Origin of the sequence: Streptomyces sp. NPDC046870 (assembly GCF_040704595.1) — a bacterium.
Lineage (GTDB): Bacteria > Actinomycetota > Actinomycetes > Streptomycetales > Streptomycetaceae > Streptomyces > Streptomyces argyrophylli.
The window spans coordinates 143,580-161,820 of sequence record NZ_JBEYXM010000007.1; the positions used below are offsets into that span (position 1 = coordinate 143,580).

13 protein-coding genes and 1 pseudogene are annotated in these 18,241 nt (G+C 72.4%); 10 read left to right on the forward strand and 4 right to left on the reverse strand.

What is annotated here, in order from left to right:
• Positions 1-82: 82 nt before the first annotated feature.
• Complete coding sequence (locus AB0946_RS18140) at positions 83-532, forward strand: MarR family transcriptional regulator (RefSeq protein WP_366761586.1); 450 nt, start codon at positions 83-85, stop codon at positions 530-532.
• 99 nt (positions 533-631) lie between these two features.
• On the opposite strand, the gene AB0946_RS18145 is transcribed toward AB0946_RS18140, so the two are convergent.
• Entirely contained in the window at positions 632-2,242 is a 1,611-nt protein-coding gene (locus tag AB0946_RS18145; RefSeq protein ID WP_366761587.1) for a peptide-N4-asparagine amidase, read from the reverse strand.
• A gap of 148 nt (positions 2,243-2,390) precedes the next feature.
• On the opposite strand from AB0946_RS18145, the gene AB0946_RS18150 reads away from it, so the two are divergent.
• The 6 genes from AB0946_RS18150 to AB0946_RS18175 all read left to right on the forward strand — a co-directional run bounded on the left by AB0946_RS18150 (position 2,391) and on the right by AB0946_RS18175 (position 11,378).
• Entirely contained in the window at positions 2,391-3,968 is a 1,578-nt protein-coding gene (locus AB0946_RS18150) for a M1 family metallopeptidase (protein WP_366761588.1), read from the forward strand.
• Between the two features lie 260 nt (positions 3,969-4,228).
• The gene (locus AB0946_RS18155; protein ID WP_366761589.1) at positions 4,229-6,166 is read left to right on the forward strand and encodes a peptidoglycan recognition family protein; all 1,938 of its coding nucleotides are present in this window, start codon (positions 4,229-4,231) and stop codon (positions 6,164-6,166) included.
• 399 nt (positions 6,167-6,565) lie between these two features.
• Complete coding sequence (locus AB0946_RS18160) at positions 6,566-8,371, forward strand: ABC transporter ATP-binding protein (RefSeq protein WP_366761590.1); 1,806 nt, start codon at positions 6,566-6,568, stop codon at positions 8,369-8,371.
• Positions 8,368-10,149, forward strand: a complete 1,782-nt coding sequence (locus AB0946_RS18165; protein ID WP_366761591.1) for an ABC transporter ATP-binding protein — start codon at positions 8,368-8,370, stop codon at positions 10,147-10,149. Before AB0946_RS18160 ends, AB0946_RS18165 begins: the two co-directional genes overlap by 4 nt.
• 446 nt (positions 10,150-10,595) lie before the next feature.
• The gene (locus AB0946_RS18170) at positions 10,596-11,063 is read left to right on the forward strand and encodes a DUF5709 domain-containing protein (protein ID WP_366761592.1); all 468 of its coding nucleotides are present in this window, start codon (positions 10,596-10,598) and stop codon (positions 11,061-11,063) included.
• Positions 11,064-11,114: 51 nt separating this feature from the next.
• Positions 11,115-11,378, forward strand: coding sequence for a type B 50S ribosomal protein L31 (locus tag AB0946_RS18175; RefSeq protein WP_014671210.1), 264 nt, complete (start codon positions 11,115-11,117; stop codon positions 11,376-11,378).
• 31 nt (positions 11,379-11,409) lie between these two features.
• Here the strand turns inward: AB0946_RS18175 and AB0946_RS18180 are convergent, their stop codons facing one another.
• Positions 11,410-12,204 (reverse strand): metal-dependent hydrolase, encoded by a 795-nt coding sequence (locus AB0946_RS18180; protein ID WP_366761593.1) that lies wholly within the window; start codon positions 12,202-12,204, stop codon positions 11,410-11,412.
• 145 nt (positions 12,205-12,349) lie between these two features.
• Here AB0946_RS18180 and AB0946_RS18185 point away from each other — a divergent pair, with 145 nt between their 5' ends.
• Entirely contained in the window at positions 12,350-14,863 is a 2,514-nt protein-coding gene (locus AB0946_RS18185; RefSeq protein ID WP_366761594.1) for a DUF3516 domain-containing protein, read from the forward strand.
• 40 nt (positions 14,864-14,903) lie between these two features.
• Positions 14,904-15,770, forward strand: a complete 867-nt coding sequence (locus AB0946_RS18190) for an acyl-CoA thioesterase II (RefSeq protein WP_171158708.1) — start codon at positions 14,904-14,906, stop codon at positions 15,768-15,770.
• A gap of 618 nt (positions 15,771-16,388) precedes the next feature.
• On the opposite strand, the pseudogene AB0946_RS18195 reads toward AB0946_RS18190, so the two are convergent.
• Positions 16,389-17,174, reverse strand: a pseudogene (locus AB0946_RS18195) (DUF6397 family protein); the annotation flags it as partial.
• Positions 17,175-17,299: 125 nt separating this feature from the next.
• Positions 17,300-17,713: a roadblock/LC7 domain-containing protein gene (locus tag AB0946_RS18200; RefSeq protein WP_366761595.1), complete on the reverse strand. Its 414-nt coding sequence runs from the start codon at positions 17,711-17,713 to the stop codon at positions 17,300-17,302.
• Positions 17,714-17,804: 91 nt separating this feature from the next.
• On the opposite strand from AB0946_RS18200, the gene AB0946_RS18205 reads away from it, so the two are divergent.
• Positions 17,805-18,233 (forward strand): PPOX class F420-dependent oxidoreductase, encoded by a 429-nt coding sequence (locus tag AB0946_RS18205; RefSeq protein WP_366761596.1) that lies wholly within the window; start codon positions 17,805-17,807, stop codon positions 18,231-18,233.
• Positions 18,234-18,241: the final 8 nt, after the last annotated feature.

Below are 18,241 nucleotides of genomic sequence, written 5' to 3' on the forward strand. Positions count from 1 at the left end.
AGGACGGCCGACGACGACGGAACGGATCATAGCTCATTGTTACCTATACTCACAATGAACGGCATCCTGATATTGTTCCCGCATGACCACCCCCGATCCCGACGGCCTGCTCGCCGAGCAGTTGCTGCGGCTCACCCGCCGGGTGCACCGCATCCAGAAGCGCCATCTTGAACAGCGTGACCTGGGCGTCACCCCGGCGCAGTCCAGGCTGCTGCGCACCCTCGCGCACTACGACTCCCCGCCGCGCATGGCCGACCTCGCCGAGCGCCTGGAGGTCGTGCCCCGTGCGGTGACGACGCTGGTCGACGGGCTCGAGGCGAGCGGCAAGGTGCGGCGGGTGGCGGATCCGGCGAACCGCCGCGTGACCCGGATCGAGCTGACGGACGAGGGGCGCGCGACCCTGCGCGAACTGCGCGGCGCCCGCCGCTCGGCGGCCGAGGAGATACTGGCGCCGCTGACCGAGAAGGAGCGCCAGGTGCTCGGCGTCCTGCTGGACAGCCTGATCGACGGGGACGCCGCCCAGCGCTGCTGAACGGCGACGCCCCCCGCCCGCCTCGGGCGGGACGGCGATCCCCCGTCCGGCCCGGCCCCGCGGCCCGGCCCACGGGGGACGCGCCCCGCACCACGCCTCTCAGCAGCGGCTGCGGTCCTCCGTCAGCACCCCCTGGACCGTGGTCAGCGAGCGGTCGTGGCAGCCGGCGGAGCCGAGGAGCCGGTAGCGCTCGGCCGACGTACCGACCGCGTGCCGCTGGTCGCGCGGGACGCCGACCGTGTACGTGGCGTCGCCGCTGTAGGTGTCGTCCAGTCGTGACCACGCGGTGCGCCGGCCGCCTTCGCGTGTCACCGCCGTCGCCCGGTCACCGAGGGTCAGCACCGTGCGCAGCCGGTCGTCCGCGCCCAGGGTCGTGGCGCCGTTCATGGTGTACGTCCGGTGCGTGCGGGTCGTCCGCCCGGGGCCGCGGCCGGCGGCACCGACCGTCTCGTCGTCGGTCCAGGTCGCGTCGAGACCGTCCACCGCCTCGGCGTCGGTCCACCGGTGGACGGAGGTGTGGGCGAGCGTCCGGGTGACCGTGGTGGTCACGCGGCCGTGCGAGGTGTCCAGGTATCCGGAGACGGTGAGGCGGTGCCCTGCCTCGGTGCGTACGCGGTTCTCCGCTCCGGGGGTGAACGCGGAGGAGTCGGCGAGGTCGCTCGCCTCGGCCCGGGTGACCGCGCCCGGCACGTGGGCGCGGTGCGCGTCCTGCCAGACCAGCACGTTCACCGGCGTGCTCCAGCCCGGCGTGCCCGCGGGCACGCCGGCGACGGACACCTCGACGCGGTGCGGGCGGCCGTCGTTGAGGAGGCCGGCGAAGGGCGTGAGGTCGTACTCGATCGGCCGCACGTCGAAGGCGCGCGGGGCCGGGAGGACGTACCAGAGGAAGGGGTTGGACCAGCCGCCCGTCCAGACGTTCGGGAACGGCGCCGCGATACCGGCGAGCCGGCCGTCGACGCTGATCTGCACCTCGCGGTACGGGCCGCGGCCCGCCTTGCACGAGTACGGCGCCGGGTCGGCGACGGTCAGGTACCAGAACTCCTCGCAGCCGCCGCCCGAGCCGGTCGCGTACACCTCCGCGACGACGCGTTCGCTGTTGCGCGGGGTGGTGAGGGTCGTACCGGCGGGAGTGTCGGCGAGGGTGAGGACGCGGTCGGGGGCGGGTGCCGCGGGGCGTCCCGCGTAGAAGGTCAGTGTGACGTGGACGTCGATGACACCGGTGTACGTGTCGTCCACGACGTTGCCGATCAGCATCTCGACGTCCTGGGCGGTCCGGAACGTGTCGCTGTACCGGGTGACGTCCTTCTCGACGTGCCACGCGATGCCGTCGGGCGAGGGCTCCGGCGTGGAGGTGCGCAGGATCTCGACGCCGCCGACGTGCAGATAGCCCAGCCGGTCGTACTGACGGCCCTTCACCTCGCCTTCGAGGCGCAGGACCACCTTGCTCCAGCGGTCGCCGCAGCCCTCGGGCGGCGTGTACGCGCCCCGGTACGGCGTGAAGTCGCGGAACCGGGCGTCGGCGAGGGTGACCTGGCAGGACTTGGTGTGCGGCCGCTCGACGGGCGGTGCCGCGGTCACGGGGTCGTGCCAGTCGGTGCCGAACTCGGCGGGTACGTCGGCCGCGTGGGCCGTCGTGGTTCCCGTGCCGAAGAGAGCGCTCACCACGAGGGTCGCCCCGGCAAGCATGGACATGACGATCCGTCTTCTCATGGCCGGTGTTCTACGGGCAGGCGGGCCGCGCCGCAATGACGCCTCGGACGGATCGGCGCGATGAGGCCGGTCACCCCACGCCCCCGGGCTGGCATCCGATGTAGGAACATATGGTGATGTAAGCGGATCTTACGGGCATAGTGCGGGCATGGAGATCACCAAGGGGCCGGGCGAGGAGTCCGCACACCAGGAATCCCGCCCGGAACGCCCCCGTCATGCCCTCCGCACCCGTCGCGCGATCCTGGTCCTCGCCCTCGCCGGAGCGGGTGCGCTGACCGGTACCGTCGTCTTCACCGGCGCGCTCCCGCACGGAGCCGACGGTTCACCGGCCCCCGGCCCGGCCGCCTCCTCGGGCCCGCCCCCGGCCCCCGGCGCACCGGGTATCGGCGACCCGCTCATGCCGCTCGCCGGCAACGGCGGCTACACCGTCCGCCGTTACACCCTCGACTTCGACTGGCGGGCACCCCGCACCCCCTTCGAGGCCGGCGCCACCATCAGCGCCACCGCGACACAGTCACTCTCCCGCTTCGACCTGGACTTCGCGGGCAACGCGCTGCACCGCGTCACCGTCGACGGCGCGCCCGCCGCCACGCGACGCGACGGTGACGAACTCGTCGTCACTCCCGCACGGCCGATCCCGCGCGGCGGCACGTTCACCGTCCGCGTCGCCTACACCGCCGACCCGACGCAGGCGCGGCACCGCGACGACGCGATCCAGGACTACGGCTGGGTGCCCACCTCCGACGGCACCGTGGTCTGCGCGCAGCCGGACGGCGCCCGCATGATCTTCCCGGCGAACGACCACCCGAGCCTGCGGGCACCGGTCACGTTCCACATCACCACCCCGCCGGGGCTCGGCGCGGTGGCCAACGGACGGCTCGTCAACACCGTCCGGCGGCCCGACGGCCGGACCCGGTGGACGTACGACTCCGAGCATCCCCTCGCGGCACAACTGGTCCAGCTGGCGATCGGGAGGTTCACCTTCGTCGACAGCAGCGGCCCGCGCGGCCTGCCCGTCCGGGACGTGGTCCCGGACGATCTGGTCGCCGACACCGCGGAGTACCGCTCGCTCACCCCGGACCACCTCGCCTGGCTGGAACGACGGCTCGGCCCCTACCCGTTCCGCCGCTACGGCGTGCTGGTCGGGGACACCGACCTGCCGGTGGCGCTGGAGACCCAGTCGCTGTCCGTCCTGCCGCGGGAGGACCTGCTGGGCGACCGGGTCGACGCCGAACGCAACCTCGTCCACGAGCTGACCCACCATTGGACGGGCGACAGCGTCGCCATCCGGCGCTGGTCGGACCTGTGGCTGAGCGAGGGTCACGCGCGCTTCTACGAACGCCTGTACTCCGACGAGCACGGCGGCGTGAGCCTGGAGTCGGTGATGCGGTCGGCGTACGAGCAGCACGACCAGTGGCGGCACGACGAAGGGGCGCCCGCCGAGCCCGGCGAGGCGACGCTGTTCAAGGTGATGCGGTACGACGGCTCCGCGCTCGTGCTGTTCGCCCTGCGGGAGAAGGTCGGCGCGGAGACCTTCGAGCGGATCGAGCGGGCCTGGGTGAGCGAGTACCGGGGCCGTACGGCCGGCACCCGGGACTTCGTCGCGCTCGCCTCCCGGGTCGCCGGCGAGGACCTGACGGCGTTTCTGAATCCGTGGCTGTACGGTCCGCACACCCCGCCCATGCCGGGCCACCCCGACTGGCAGGTGGACCCGGTCGAGGACTGAGCCGCACCCGGTCGCCCGTGGTTGCCCCAGGCAGCCGAGTCGCTGCCGCCGACCGGGTGGCCTCGGCCGGACCGCTGGTCCACCCCGGTGACGTTCGCCACGACACGGCGCCCGTGGCACGGAAACGTACAAGGGGTGGCGCTACGGGCAACTCCTCTGTCCTGGTGCGATCGAGCGTGGTTGGGAGAGCCTCTGCGATGAGAAGAATTGTTTCTGCACATGTCCCCGGTGCCATCAGGAGGTGCCGCCTCACGGCTTGTGTGATCGCGGGGGCGGCTCTGCTGCCGCCGCTGCTGATCCTCCCGATGTCCGGCGCCGACGACGCGGACGACCGGCGTCTGCAGGACGCCTTCACGAACGCCGCGCGCGAGTTCCACGTGCCGCGCAGTGTGCTCATGAGTGTGTCCTACATGCAGTCCCGCTGGGACTCCCACCCGGGCGCGCCCAGCGTCGCCGGCGGTTTCGGGCCCATGCACCTGGTGGACAGCGACCGCGTCCAGGCCTCGGCGGCACCGTCCGCACCGCAGGCGCCGCCCGTCGGCCAGACCCCGCCCCGCACGGGTGCGGCGGGGACACCCGCCACGGGGCGACGCGCCGTGCAGCCGGCGGACCTGCGGAACGCGGCCCGCCTGATCCATGTCCCGGCCGAACGCCTGCGCACGGACGACGTCACCAACGTCCGCGGCGGAGCGGCACTCCTCGCGGCCACGCAGCGCCAGCTCGGCAAGCCCCTGAGCGCCAACCCGGCGGACTGGTGGGAGACGGTCGCGCGCTTCCCGGGCACCCCTGACGTCGCGTCGGCCGCGGCCTACGCCGACGACGTCTTCGCCCTGATCCGGCGGGGAGCGCACCGCACCACCGCCGAAGGACAGGACGTGGCGCTCCCCGCCACCCCCGGCCTGCAACCGCACCCCCGCACTCCCCGGGCGCAGGGCCCGCAGCAGCCGAAGCAGGTCGAGTGCCCCGCCGAACTGGCCTGTGACTGGCTCGGCGCGCCGTACGAGGAGATCGACGACGGCGACTACGGCAACCACGACCTGGCCGACCGGCCCAGGGACCAGCCGATCGAGTACATCGTCATCCACGACACCGAGGCCGTGCTGCCGAGCATGCTCCAGACGGTGCAGGACCCGACGGAGTCGTCGTGGCACTACTCGATCCGCTCCAGCGACGGCCATGTCACCCAGCACGTCCGGACCAAGGACGAGGCCTGGCACTCCGGCAGCCAGTTCGTCAACGCCCGCTCGATCGGCATCGAGCACGAGGGGTTCCTCACGCAGCCCGGGACCTGGTACACGGAGCGGATGTACCAGTCCTCGGCACGCCTGGTGCGGTACCTGGCGCAGAAGTACAGCATCCCGCTCGACCGCCAGCACATCTTCGGCCACGACAACGTGCCCGCCCCGACCGCCGACACCATCCCCGACATGCACGACGATCCCGGTCCCTTCTGGGACTGGCGGCACTACTTCGACCTCCTCGGAGCGCCGCTGAAGGCCACGGCGGGCCCGGACAGCGACATGGTGACGATCCTGCCGGACTTCGCGCAGCACAAGCCCGACTACACGGGATGCGGCGGCAGCGGCAAACCCTGCCCGCCGCACGGCTCCAGCGCCGTCCGCCTGCACACCGAACCGGACGCGAAGGCCCCGCTGATCCAGGACCCGGGCCGCAAGCCCGACGGTGACGATTCCACCAAGGACGTCAACGACCTGGGGTCCCGCGTCTCCACCGGCCAGACCTTCGCCGTCGCCGACCGCAGGGGCGACTGGACGGCCATCTGGTTCCAGGGCCACAAGGCGTGGTTCGAGAACCCCAAGAAGCACCCGACCGCCGTCGGTGCCAGCGGGCGCATGATCACACCGAAGGAGGGTCTGGACGAGATCCCGGCGTACGGCCGCGCCCTCCCCGAGGAGGACGCGTACCCGGAGGACATCGACGGGCCGGCCGAATCGCCGCTGCCGTACCCGATCCTGGCGGGGCAGCGGTACGTGACCCAGGCCGGCGTCGGCAGCTCCTACACCGCCAAGTCCTTCAGCGACACGCCCAACCCGGTGGTGTGGGGCCGGGAGCGGTACTACGAGATCCAGCTCGGCCACCGGCTCGCGTACGTCCGGGCCAGCGACGTGGACGTGGTGAACTCGTCCGGCGCGGCGGGTCCGAAGGGGCAGAAGGCTGCCGGCCCGGGCGGGCGCTGACAGCAGGCGAGCCGGCACCGGTCCGGCTCGAACTCCGAAGGAGCCGCGGCGCGGCGCCTTCACCCGGCCGTGGGGTGCGCAGGCACTTCACGGCCTTCTCGCAGGCACCGCGGACCGGGAGCACCGCTGCCGTGATCCCGGTGCATCCGGGGTCGTTCCAGGGCGGTGGCGGTCGATGGCGACGACGTGGCCGAGGCCGTACTGGTGCGTGGTGCCGGACAGACGGGGCGCCCGGCCTGACCGCAACTGTCGCCATGGCCGGAAACAGGCGATTTGCACGCGCCCCGGAGAAAACCGTTTGAAATTCACCACTCTGCGACGCGAACCTTTCACGGCTTGTCGTCGCTCCTCGCGGCGTTCCGCTCCTTCCCTGCCCTTGACACGAGCCACTGGGACGTCATGCAGATTCAAGACCTTCCGTATCCCGATCCGGGCGTGCCCGACGCGCGTTCGGGTCCTCGATTCCTGTGGTGGCTCTGGCGCAACCAGCTGGGCGGGCAGCTGAAGTCGCTCGCCTGGGGCCTGCTGCACTTCGTCTCCGTCTCCGCCCTCCCCTTCTGCGTCGGCCTCGCCGTCCAGGCGGCCGTCGACCGTTCCGGCACCCGGCTGGCCCTGACGGGTGCTCTGATGCTGCTGTGCGGGACGGGCATCGCCGTCGGCGACACCTTCCTGCACCGGGCCGCCGTCACCAACTGGATCACCGCGGCCGCCCGCGTCCAGCAGTTGCTCGCACGCAAGGCCGCCCAGCTGGGCTCGGCCCTGACCCGGCGGGTGGCCGCCGGCGAGGTGGTGGCCGTCTCCACGGGCGACGTGGAGAAGATCGGCTGGTTCGTCGAGGCCGTCTCCCGGTTCACCGCCGCCGCGCTCACGGTCCTGGTCGTCTGCGTCAGCCTGCTCCTGTACCAGCCCGCGCTCGGCGTGGTCGTCGCCGTGGGTCTGCCCGTCGTGGCCCTCGCGGTACTGCCGCTGCTGCCCCGGGCGACGCGCCGCGCCGACGTGCAGCGCGAGAAGGCGGGGCGGGCCACCGAACTGGCCTCCGACACCGTCGCCGGCCTGCGGGTGCTGCGCGGCATCGGCGGCGAGGAGCTGTTCCTCGACCGCTACCGCCGGGCCTCGCAGGAGGTGCGGCACGCCGCCGTGCGCAGCGCCCGGATGTGGTCGCTGATCTCCGCCGTCCAGGTGCTGCTGCCCGGCCTGCTGCTGATCGCGGTCGTCTGGCACGGCATCGGCCTCGCCCGCGAGGGCCGGATCACGGTCGGTGAACTCGTCACGGTCTACAGCGCCGTCATGATCCTGAACTATCCGCTGCGGCACTTCGAGGAGATCGCCATGGCGTACTCCTTCTCCCGCCCCTCGGCCAAGCGGGCCGCGCGCGTGCTGTCGCTGGAGCGGTCCACGGCCACCGACGGCACCCGGGCGGCCGAGGTGCCGGGCGGCGACCTGTACGACCCCGCGACCGGTCTGCTCGCTCCCGCCGGCCGGTTCACCGCCGTCGTCTGCGGTGACCCGGACGCGGCCGGCAGGCTCGCCGAACGGCTGGGCGGCCACCCCACCGAACCGGGCCGGTCGGTGCTGCTGGGCGGGGTCCCGCTGGACGAGCTTCCCCTCGACAGCGCCCGGACCGCCGTCCTCGTCCAGGACAAGGACCCGGTACTGCTCTCCGGCACGCTGCGTGATCTGCTCGACGTGCCCGCCTCCGGTGCCGTGCGGGCCGAGGACGCGCTGGCGGCAGCACAGTGCGAGGACGTGCTGGACGCTCTCGTGCAGGGGTCACTGGACGCGTCCGACCCGATGGACGCCCGGATCACCGAGCGCGGACGCTCCCTGTCCGGCGGCCAGCGCCAGCGGCTCGCCCTCGCCCGGTCGCTCCTCACCGATCCGGAGGTGCTGGTGCTGGACGAACCGACCTCCGCGGTCGACTCGCACACCGAGGCCCGGATCGCGGACGGGCTGCGCCGGCTGCGGTCGGGACGGACGACGGTGGTGTTCACCTCCTCGCCGCTGCTGCTCGACCACGCGGACCGGGTCGCCCTGGTGCACGAGGGGCAGGTCGTGGCGGTCGGCGTGCACCGCGAACTCGTGGACGGCGAGCCGCGTTACCGGGCCGTGGTGACCCGGGAGACCGACGAGGAACTGACCGCGACCGACGAGGGCATCCTCCTGGAAGCGCTCCAGGAGCTGGAAGAGATCGAGGAGAGCGCATGATCGGCGTCGCGCCACCGGCGTACGACCCGGCGGCCCCGACGACCGCCACCACCCTGCCCGTCGGTGCCGCCGCGACCGTGCGCGCCTACGTCACCGAGCTGTTCCGCCGGCACCGGCGCGCCTTCCTGCTGCTCATCTCCGTCAACACGGTGGCCGTGGTCGCCTCCATGGTGGGCCCGTACCTGCTCGGCGGTCTGGTCGAGCGGGTGACGGACGGAGCCCGCGACCTCCATCTGGGCCTGACCGCCGGGCTGTTCGTGCTCGCGCTGGCCGTGCAGGCCGGGTTCGTCCGGCAGGTGCGGCTGCGCGGCGCGATGCTGGGCGAGCGGATGCTGGCCGACCTGCGCGAGGACTTCCTCGTACGGTCCGTCGGACTGCCCCCGGGTGTGCTGGAGCGGGCGGGCACCGGCGACCTGCTCTCCCGCATCACGACCGACATCGACCGCCTGGCCAACGCCATGCGCGAGGCCGTGCCACAGCTGGCCATCGGTTTCGTGTGGGCACTGCTGCTGCTCGGCGGACTGGTCGTGACGGCCCCGCCGCTGGCCGCCGCCGTGCTGCTCGCCGTCCCGGTCCTGGTGGTCGGCTGCCGCTGGTACTTCAGGCGGGCACCGTCGGGCTACCGCTCGGAAGCCGCCGGGTACGCCGCCGTCGCCGCCGCTCTCGCCGAGACCGTGGACGCGGGCCACACCATCGAGGCACACCGCCTCGGCGCCCGCCGCGTGGCCCTGTCGGAGCAGAGGATCTCGCAGTGGGTCGCGTGGGAGCGCTACACCCTCTGGCTCCGCTCCGTGCTCTTCCCGGTCATCAACACCGTCCACCTGCTCGTGCTCGGCTCGGTCCTGATGGTCGGCGGCGTCTTCGTCCTGCACGGCTGGATCGGCGTGGGCCAGCTGACCACGGGCGCGCTCATCGCCCAGATGCTGGTCGATCCGGTGAACCTGATCCTGCGCTGGTACGACGAGGTGCAGATCGCCCAGGTGTCGCTGGCCCGGCTGGTCGGCGTGCGGGACATCGAGCCCGAGGCCGGGGAGGCCACGCTCGCCCCCGACGGGCGGGACGTGCGCGCCGACCGGGTGCACTTCGGCTACCGCGAGGGCGTCGACGTGCTGCGGAAGGTCTCCCTGGAGGTCGCTCCGGGCACCCGGCTCGCCCTGGTCGGGCCGTCCGGCGCGGGCAAGTCCACGCTGGGCCGGCTGCTCGCCGGGATCTACGCGCCCCGGGACGGCCGGGTCACCCTGGGCGGTGCGGAGCTGTCCCGGATGCCCGCGGAACGCGTCCGCTCCCACGTGGCCCTCGTCAACCAGGAGCACCACGTCTTCGTGGGCTCCCTGCGCGACAACCTGCTGCTCGCCCGCGGCGGCGCGACGGACGCCGAGCTGTGGGCGGCCCTGGGCGCGGTCGACGCCGACGGATGGGCGCGGGCGCTGGACGACGGCCTGGACACCGAGGTGGGCTCCGGCGGCTCGGCGCTGACCCCGGCGCAGGCCCAGCAGATCGCGCTGGCCCGGCTGGTGCTGGCCGACCCGCACACGCTGGTCCTGGACGAGGCCACCTCGCTGCTCGACCCGCGCGCGGCCCGCCACCTGGAACGCTCCCTGGCGCGTGTCCTCAACGGCCGCACCGTGGTGGCCATCGCCCACCGTCTGCACACGGCCCACGACGCCGACGTGATCGCCGTCGTCGAGAACGGCCGCATCAGCGAGCTGGGCAGCCACGAGGAGCTGGTCGCGGCGGAGGGCGCCTACGCGGCGCTGTGGCGGTCCTGGCACGGGTGAGATGCCCGGCGTGCCGGGGGTCGGCTCGGTGGGCTCGGCCGGTTCGGCAGACGTGATCGATCGGGCTGACTCGGCGCGCTCGGTCCGCACGGTGCGATCGATCGGCTGCGGCCAGTGGCCGGCCTCGGTCGGATCGGACGGTGGCGGAGCCCGCGTCGCCGGCGTGGACCCCGTACCCGGCCCGGGGCCCCGGGCCGGGTCCCGCAGCCGTCGGTTGCCGTGGCCGGGTCCCGGTGGGTCCGGCCGGGCCCCGGGGCGCGGGCGCGGCCCCGCCGGGACCCGTGGCGTTGCGCGGTGCCGAGCAGGGGTGGAAGGCTGGAAAGCGGCACCGGCTCGGGGTGCCTCCGGGAATCCGGCGGTTCCCGGTGCGGCCCCGCGCCCGGCGTGCCGGCGGTCCGCCGCCCACTGGGACGGCACCGGACCGTGCTCACCACCTGGAGGTAGTCGTGGACACGGACGGCTGGGGGGACGACGTCTACCAGCCCGATCCCTCGGAGATCCCGGAGGACTCGGGGGTGCTCGACGTCGAGGACACCCTGGATTTCGACGGCGTCGCCGAACCACTCGACCGCGGCTGGTCCCCTCCAGAGCGCCCGTGGGCGGTCGAACACATCGGCGTGACGGCGGCCGAGCGCCAGGCGGGCGAGACGCTCGACCAGCGGCTCGCCGAGGAGCAGCCGGACCTCGCCGCTCCGGACGGCGACGGCATCGGTGACGTCGACGGCACGGACGGCGAGCTGCTGGACAACGAGGTCGGCAACTTCCGCTCCGGCCGGCTCGTGGCCCCCGACGAGGGTGCACACGAGGACGACGAGGCCGCCCTCGTCGCGACCGACGTCGGCATCGACGGTGCCGCCGCCTCCGCCGAGGAAGCCGCGATGCACATCGTCGACGAGGACTCCCTGCCCGGCTGAGCGCGGCCTTCCGGCCGTCCCCGCCCCGAGCGCCCCGCACAAGGAGCCGCCATGCAGCAGGACAAGCACCCCGACTACCACCCCGTGGTCTTCCGGGACCGCGCCGCCGGCTACGCCTTCCTCACCCGGTCCACCGCGCGGAGCGAGCAGACCATCGAGTGGGACGACGGCCAGACGTACCCGGTGATCGACGTGGAGATCTCCTCGGAGAGCCACCCCTTCTACACGGGCAAGGCCCGCACGGTCGACACCGAGGGCCGCATCGCCCGCTTCGAGCGCCGGTACGGTGCGGCGGACGCGGGCGAGGCGACCTGACCAGGTGGGCCTGCCCACCCCCCGGGCCAGGTCAGATCAGGTTGAGGGCGGCGGCGCAGCCCGCTCCCCCGAGCAGCATGAACGCCGGCATCAGGACCTTCAGCTCCACCCAGCTGCCCGCCCGGAACCGCATCGCCTTGGGCGGCCCCAGCGGGTACCAGCGCTTGCGGCCGACCGGGATCGGCCACAGGATCGGGCAGCCGGACACGGTCAGCGCGTCCCCGATGTCGTGCACCAGCGCGCCCAGCACGATCGGCAGCCCCAGCCAGAGGTACTCCTGTCCGGGATCGGTGAACAGCCAGTCCGAGCCGTTGCCCGGCTTGTCGAGCACGCCCGCCAGGATCCACGCGCTGGTCGCCGCCAGCAGCCAGACCAGGACATCGCTGCTGGAGCCCCGCGCCGCCCGCCACAGCAGACCTTCGATGGCGAGCACCATGTGCGCGAACAGGATCGCCAGGACCGCCCAGCGACCCCCGGTGATCGCGGCGGCCGAGCAGCCGGCGCCGATCAGGACGGCCCACAGCCAGGTGTGCGTCAGTGTGCGGTGCCCGCCGGAGCGACGCGGGTCGCCCTGCTTCCTGGTCGCCTTGTAGACGGCGTACGACAGCTTGTCCACGATCTCGCAGAGCCAGCGGGAGAGCGGGCCGAAAGCCCGGGAGATGGTGGCGGCCTTGTGGTCGAGGTCCGGGGCGAGCGCGGCACCGGCGCAGATGAGGGCACCGGAGAGGAGGACCGGCCAGGGCATCGGGTGTCCCGCCGCCGCGGTGGCGGCTCCGACGCCGAGCCAGGCCGCGGCCCCCGACAGTGAGTGTGCTGGTCCCATCATGGCCGCTTCCCGCCCCATTCCTCGTGTGCCGCTGACCAGTTGACCTGGTGCGCTGACGCCGCGTCGGCGACACAGCGTAGCGGTCGTGATCTTCGCATCCCCAGCCGATTCCCCGCTCGGGCTCTGGGCCAGGCAAGATGGGGGCGTGACCCTCATCGATCAGCTGCCGCCGACCGCCGACCCCGACGCCCTGTACGAAGCCTTCGAGTCGTGGGCGCAGGAGCGCGGCCTCACCCTCTACCCCCACCAGGAAGAGGCGCTGATCGAGGTGGTCTCCGGGGCGAACGTGATCGTCTCGACGCCCACCGGTTCCGGCAAGAGCATGATCGCCGCGGGTGCGCACTTCGCCACGCTGGCCCGGGACGAGGTCACCTTCTACACGGCACCGATCAAGGCGCTGGTGTCGGAGAAGTTCTTCGAGCTGTGCAAGCTCTTCGGCACCGAGAACGTCGGCATGCTCACGGGCGACGCCTCCGTGAACGCCGACGCGCCCGTCATCTGCTGCACCGCCGAGGTGCTGGCGTCGATCGCGCTGCGCGACGGCAAGGACGCCGACGTCGGCCAGGTCGTCATGGACGAGTTCCACTTCTACGCCGAGGGCGATCGCGGCTGGGCCTGGCAGATCCCGCTGCTGGAACTGCCGCAGGCGCAGTTCATCCTGATGTCGGCCACCCTGGGCGACGTGTCCTTCTTCGAGAAGGATCTCACCCGCCGCACCGGCCGCCCCACCTCGGTGGTCCGTTCGGCGACCCGCCCGGTGCCCCTCTCCTACGAGTACAAGCTGACCCCGCTCACCGAGACGCTCACCGACCTGCTGGAGACCAAGCAGGCGCCGGTGTACATCGTGCACTTCACCCAGGCGCAGGCCGTGGAGCGGGCGCAGGCGCTCATGAGCATCAACATGTGCTCCCGCGAGGAGAAGGACCAGATCGCCGAGTTGATCGGCAACTTCCGCTTCACGACCAAGTTCGGCCGTAACCTCTCCCGTTACGTCCGGCACGGCATCGGCGTGCACCACGCCGGCATGCTGCCCAAGTACCGGCGCCTGGTGGAGAAACTCGCCCAGGCCGGTCTGCTCAAGGTCATCTGCGGCACGGACACGCTCGGTGTGGGCGTCAACGTGCCGATCCGCACGGTGCTCTTCACCGCGCTGACCAAGTACGACGGCAGCCGGGTGCGCACGCTGCGGGCCCGTGAGTTCCACCAGATCGCGGGCCGGGCCGGCCGGGCCGGCTTCGACACGGCGGGGCTCGTGGTCGCGCAGGCGCCGGAGCACGTCATCGAGAACGAGAAGGCGCTGGCGAAGGCGGGCGACGATCCGAAGAAGCGGCGCAAGGTGGTCCGCAAGAAGGCGCCGGAGGGCTTCGTCGGCTGGACGGAAAACACCTTCCAGAAGCTGATCGAGTCGGAGCCCGAGCCGCTGACCTCGCGATTCCGGGTGACGCACACGATGTTGCTCTCCGTGATCGCCCGGCCGGGCAACGCCTTCGAGGCGATGCGCCATCTGCTGGAGGACAACCACGAGCCGCGTCGGCAGCAGCTGCGGCACATCCGCCGGGCGATCGCGATCTACCGCTCCCTGCTGGACGGCGGAATCGTGGAGAAGCTGGACAAGCCGGACGCCGAAGGCCGCATCGTGCGGCTCACCGTCGACCTTCAGCAGGACTTCGCGCTGAACCAGCCGCTGTCCACGTTCGCCCTGGCCGCGTTCGAACTCCTCGATCCGGAGTCGCCGTCCTACGCGCTGGACATGGTCTCCGTCGTGGAGTCCACCCTGGACGACCCCCGGCAGATCCTCGTCGCCCAGCAGAACAAGGCGCGCGGCGAGGCGGTGGCGGCGATGAAGGCGGACGGCGTCGAGTACGAGGAGCGCATGGAGCGCCTCCAGGACGTCACCTACCCGAAGCCGCTGGAAGAGCTGCTCTTCCACGCGTACAACACCTACCGCAAGAGCCACCCGTGGGTCGGTGACCACCCGCTGTCGCCCAAGTCGGTGGTCCGGGACATGTACGAGCGGGCACTGTCCTTCACCGAGCTGGTGTCCTTCTACGAGCTGGCCCGCACCGAGGGCATCGTGCTGCGCTACCTCGCCAGCGCCTACAAGACCCTGGACCACACCATCCCGGACGACCTGAAGTCCGAGGATCTTCAGGATCTGATCGAGTGGCTGGGCGAGATGGTGCGCCAGGTGGACTCCAGCCTGCTGGACGAGTGGGAGCAGCTCGCCAACCCGGAGGAGATGACCGCCGAGGAGGCCCAGGAAAAGGCGGACGAGGTCAAGCCGGTCACCACCAACGCCCGCGCCTTCCGCGTCCTGGTCCGCAACGCCATGTTCCGCCGCGTGGAACTGGCCGCCCTGGACCAGGTCGAGGAACTGGGCGAGCTGGACGCCGAGTCCGGATGGGACGCCGAGGCGTGGGGCGAGGCGATGGACAAGTACTGGGACGAGTACGACGACCTCGGCACCGGGCCCGACGCCCGGGGGCCCAAGCTGCTCGTCATCAAGGAGGAGCCGGAGCACGGCCTCTGGCGGGTCCGCCAGATCTTCGACGACCCGAACGGCGACCACGACTGGGGCATCAGCGCCGAGGTCGACCTCGCGGCCTCCGACGCCGAGGGGCGTGCGGTCGTCCGCGTCACCGATGTCGGCCAGCTGTGAGCGGTCCCCGGCCCGTGGCAAGCCAAGGAGAATCCCACCGATGACGAATCCGGCCGAGAGACTGGTCGACCTCCTCGACCTGGAGCAGATAGAGGTCAACATCTTCCGTGGCCGCAGCCCGCAGGAGTCCCTGCAACGGGTCTTCGGCGGCCAGGTGGCCGGCCAGGCGCTGGTCGCCGCCGGCCGCACCACGGACGGCGAGCGCCCGGTGCACTCGCTGCACGCGTACTTCCTGCGTCCGGGCCGGCCGGGCGTGCCGATCGTGTACCAGGTGGAGCGGGTCCGCGACGGACGCTCCTTCACGACGCGCCGGGTCACGGCCGTGCAGCAGGGCCGCACGATCTTCAATCTGACCGCCTCCTTTCACAAGCCTGAGGAAGGACCGTTCGAGCACCAGCTGCCGCCGGCCCGCGAGGTGCCGGACCCCGAGTCGCTGCCGACGGTGTCCGAGGAGATCCGCAAACACCTGGGGGCCTTGCCGGAGCAGCTGGAGCGGATGGCGCGCCGCCAGCCGTTCGACATCCGGTACGTCGACCGGCTGCGCTGGAACGCCGAGGAGATCGAGGGCGCCGAGCCGCGCAGCGCCGTGTGGATGCGCGCGGTCGGCCCGCTCGGCGACGACCCGCTGGTCCACACGTGCGCGCTGACCTACGCGAGCGACATGACCCTCCTGGACGCCGTGCGCCTCCCGGTGGAGCCCCTGTGGGGGCCGCGGAACTTCGACATGGCCTCGCTGGACCACGCCATGTGGTTCCACCGGCCGTTCCGCGCGGACGAGTGGTTCCTGTACGACCAGGAGTCGCCGATCGCCACCGGCGGCCGTGGGCTGGCCCGCGGGCGCATCTACGACCTGGAGGGACGGCTGCTCGTCTCGGTCGTGCAGGAGGGCCTGTTCAGGGCCCTGTAGCAGCTGGCGACGACAGCCGGGTCCGGCTGTTCAGACCCGCGCGGGTGGTGCCGGCCGTGCGCTTCTGCGCCGTAGCCAGGCCCGCAGACCGCGGGACGAGGGCGGCGGAAGGGTATGCGCCGGCTCGTGCTCGCGAGGGGCCGGTGGCACCGCCGGCCGCGCGGCCGGCTCCCGCGGCACGACACACGACCGGCGGGGCCGCACCCGCGGCTCGGGGTGCCGCGCGGCCGGCTCCGCGGGTGCAGTCGCCGCCTCCGTGAGCTGTGCCGCCACCGACCCGGGAAGCCGCGTCCGCATCCGCAGCACGCGGGGTCCCGACTCCGCGGGGCGCCCCGTCGGCTGCGGATGCCGTACCACCGGCTCCGGGAACGGTGACGCCGTCTCCTGGGGCGCCGGAGCCTCACGCACCGAGTCCGGGGACTGTGCGGCGGGCTTCGCAGATGGCGCCGCCAACTCCGCGGGTCGCACCGCCGGCTTGGGAGGTGGCGCCGCTGACCCCGTCGGGCGCGCGGCCGGCTCCCACGACCTCGTCGCCTCCTCCGTGGGCCGGGTGACCGTCCGTGCCATCGGCGGGATGGGCCGTGCCACCGCTCGCATCGCCGGCGGAACCCGGTGGACGGCCGGGCGGGGGGCCGGCGAGATGTCGCGGGCCTCCTCGACCGAGCGCGCCAACTCGCTGCACAGCCAGCCGACCTCGTCCGCGTCCTGCGCCGTCATGATCCGCTCGGCAAGACGAGCGGAAGGAGACCCCGGCACACCGGGCCCCGGTGACACGGGCCGGAGCCGGTCGAGGTGGGCACGCTCGTGGGGACGTTCGACGACGTCGGCGACCTGGACGGGCGCGAGGAACGCGGCCACGGCTGCGGCGCGGGCCCACGGGTTCTCGGCCTGCCGCAGCAGGAAACCGACCTGGCGGGCGCGCCAGTTGCGTGCCCGCAGGTCCACCCCCGCCGCCAGCTGCCCGCGGAGGGTCTCGGGCGTACGTCCCGTGAGCAGGTGCGCGTGCTCCGGGCTGGCCGCGAACTGGCGCAGTTCCTCCGCGAGATAGAGCCAGACCACGGCGCGGTAACGGTTGAGGTAGTACTTCACGGGCACGAGCAGGCCCAGGCGGGCGAGCCGGGTGAACCGGCCGGCCGGGATCTCCATGAGGGCGGCGCCCTCCGCCGTACCCACGATCCGCACCCGCTCGCGAAGGGACTCGGGGAAGCCGTCCTGCGCCCGGAGGCGCTCGATCTCCGCCTGCTCCACACGCCGGCCTCCCCCACCGCCCTCGTCGGGCACGGTGCGGATGCGGCCGAGTTGGACAGCGAGGTCGAGCTCGACTCGCTTGAGACCCAGTTCACGAGCGGCACGGCTCGTCGTGCGGGTACTGGGGCGGGTGGGGCCGAAGGTGCTTGCCGACATGGTCGTACTCCCCCGTGGAGTCGGTGGCTCACGCCCTGCGCGTTCGCCGTGCACTCACCGTAACCGCTCCGGCGCGTTTCGTGGCGAGCCTGTGGATAACTCCATGGGGCAAGGAAAGCAGCAGGTCAGAGGTCTGTGGTGGGGGACCTCTCAGGCTTCCTGGCGTCGACGCCGAGGTGTTCGCCGACCCGGTTGACGAGCAGGGTCATCTCGTAGGCGATCTGGCCGATGTCGACCTGGGCCCCACTGAGTACGCACAGACAGCTCCCGGCGCCGGCCGCGGTCACGAACAGCACGGCGTCGTCGTACTCGATCATCGTCTGGCGCACCCTGCCCGCGCCGAAGTGGCGTCCCGAGCCCTTGGCCAGGCTGTGCAGCCCGGATGCCACGGCCGCGAGATGTTCCGCGTCCTCGCGGCGTAATCCCGTACTCGCCGCGGTGACCAGTCCGTCGTTCGACAGGACGAGCCCGTGACGTACGTGGTCCACCCGCTCGGTCAGATCGTCCAGGAGCCAACCGAGACCCTGGTTCTGCGCCATGTCCGTCTCCCCGTGTGATGTCTCCCCCTGGCTGGAGGAACTCCCCGCCAGCCTTCCCCACGACCGGCGCGCGGGCAAGGAGGATGGGCCCATGGCAGAGAAGATGACCGATGAGGAATGGCGGGCGTTCGTCCTGGACGGCACTCGCACCGCCAAGCTCTCCACCGTCCGCGCCGACGGAAGCCCGCACGTGGCTCCGATCTGGTTCCTGCTGGACGGGGACGAGTTGGTGTTCAACACCGGCAAGAACACGGCGAAGGGGCGCAATCTGGCCCGTGACGGCAGGGTCGCCCTGTGCGTGGACGACGCCCGTCCACCGTTCCACTTCGTGGTGCTGAACGGCCGCGCCCGGTTGTCGGAGGATCTGGCCGAGGTGCGTCTGTGGGCGACCCGGATCGCCGCCCGGTACATGGGCGAGGACCGCGCCGAGGAGTACGGCGCCCGCAACGGTGTACCGGGGGAACTGCTCGTCCGCGTGACCATCGACAAGGTACTGGCCATGCGGGACGTCGCGGGTTGAGCGGCGGG